Here is a 1,804-nt window from a genome sequence, read left to right as displayed (position 1 = left end):
GATTACTGCCGATACTGGTTTTGTTAACGCCAATCGCAGTAGTGTTGCTGGCAATACTCGTTTTATTTGTACCAACTGCAGTGGTATTACTGGCAATGCTCGTTTTATTCGCACCAACTGCGGTGGTATTACTGGCAATACTCATTTTATTAGCACCAATCGCTGTACTATTACTACCGATACTGATTTTGTTAACACCAATCGCATTGGTATTACTAACAATGCTAGCTTTATTTTCATCAATCTCTGCACTATTATTAACAATACTGCTTTTACTTGAAGCTATCGCGCTGGTATTACTACCAATACTGGCTTTATTAATGCCAATGTTAGTTATGTTAGTGTTGATCTCAGCCGTGTTTTCAGCTACATTGGCAGCTAATGCTTTAGTATCTTCAACTTCACTTGCAACAGAAAAGGTACTTTTTGAAAGAGAGTTTAAATCATTGGTACGTTGATTTGCAGTTTCCGAATTACTAAATGATGGATAAGATGTCGTTGGCCAATTGTCTGTCGCTAAAATAACAGAAGGCATCACTATAGTAGAAATGAAAGTGCACCTTAAAATAAAATTAAAAGTCATATTTAACCCCTACTCCAAATAGATCTATGGATGGTGTGTTATTTGATATATTTGTAACTTCATCAGATTTATGATGGCCAAATATATGAGTATATGAGAATATGAGTTGCATAGATTTATGCACACTAAATAACATTTCTCCACTTAATATTGGGACCCATTGATAATTCGTTTTCTTAAAATTAGCAAGAGAATAGTTCTGCATTGCTGGTGAGAAGTTAACTTCATAATGTGTTTTTGCGTAAGCAATACCAGCTCCTAGTCGTAATAATACACCGGTTTGAGGTATTAAAAGGTTATATTTAGTAGTCAAGCTGTATGCTTTATAATCGACAATAGTGTTTGATGATCCAGCATTATATGGTCCTTGATTGCTATACGAATAGTTTGTTTGAATATTAATATTGCCCGGATCAATCAAACCTAACTCTAGTGAGAGCTTTGGCAATAAATTCACTCCTAAGCTAAAGTTATAGGCAGCAGCGCCACGCACACCTGTACCTGTGTCTGCACCTAGCATTGCTCTTATTGTACTAATATTAGACTTATCTTTTATAGAAAAACTCTCTTGAGAAGATAGAATACCGAATGAAATATAGTATTTTGACAAATCATACTTATTTGCACGAACTACTTGGCATAAGAATATGCATAAAAAAACCGATACGAATAACCTTAAATTCATTAAAACACACCATGATCAAAAAGAACACGACAACACTAGCATGAAAAACATAGTATTAGCATTGTAAATTTATAGCCTTAATTTAAGTTATCCTAAATTTCTATCGACAATACGCAGAGAAATCAAGGTACAGCTTCCTTTGAATATACTTAGACAGCTGGGGCATAAAATTGCTATCAAACTGAAGTACCTATCATATTTTTTCATTTGCCCTTTTTTGAAGCTCGATACTTGCAGTGGCTGCTTCTACTGAACCAAAGTATTTAAACTCTAATGTACTTTTATCACTTTCTTCAAAACCCATTAGCATGGTAAAAACTCTTTAAATTGATATTATTAAGTGGGAGAATCACACTATATTTTTTTCATATTACAAATACCATTTAGCCATTTCAATTAAATATGAATCATGGACCTATAATGAATAAACTATTAACAATGGATAACCCTATTTGCGCACTTGACCCTATTGAGCTTGATGATTTATTGTCAATAACTCATGATTACAATCATTAAAAATTGACAGTGAATCACTT

Annotated in this window: 2 protein-coding genes; both read right to left on the bottom strand. The window is 33.5% G+C overall.

Annotated elements, in window-relative coordinates; translation table 11 throughout:
* Positions 1–583, bottom strand: a 583-nt coding sequence (locus tag BGC07_RS20855; protein ID WP_201258183.1) for a hypothetical protein, incomplete at its 3' end; no start/stop codon positions are given.
* On the bottom strand, positions 573–1,268 hold the full coding sequence (locus tag BGC07_RS15385) for an outer membrane beta-barrel protein (RefSeq protein WP_077216983.1): 696 nt from the start codon (positions 1,266–1,268) through the stop codon (positions 573–575). The genes BGC07_RS15385 and BGC07_RS20855, both read right to left, overlap by 11 nt.
* Positions 1,269–1,804: the final 536 nt, after the last annotated feature.

It is taken from the genome of Piscirickettsia litoralis, from assembly GCF_001720395.1.
GTDB lineage: Bacteria > Pseudomonadota > Gammaproteobacteria > Piscirickettsiales > Piscirickettsiaceae > Piscirickettsia > Piscirickettsia litoralis.
The sequence above is the reverse complement of the archived record's forward strand: the minus strand, read 5'-3'. Positions and strand labels throughout refer to the sequence as shown.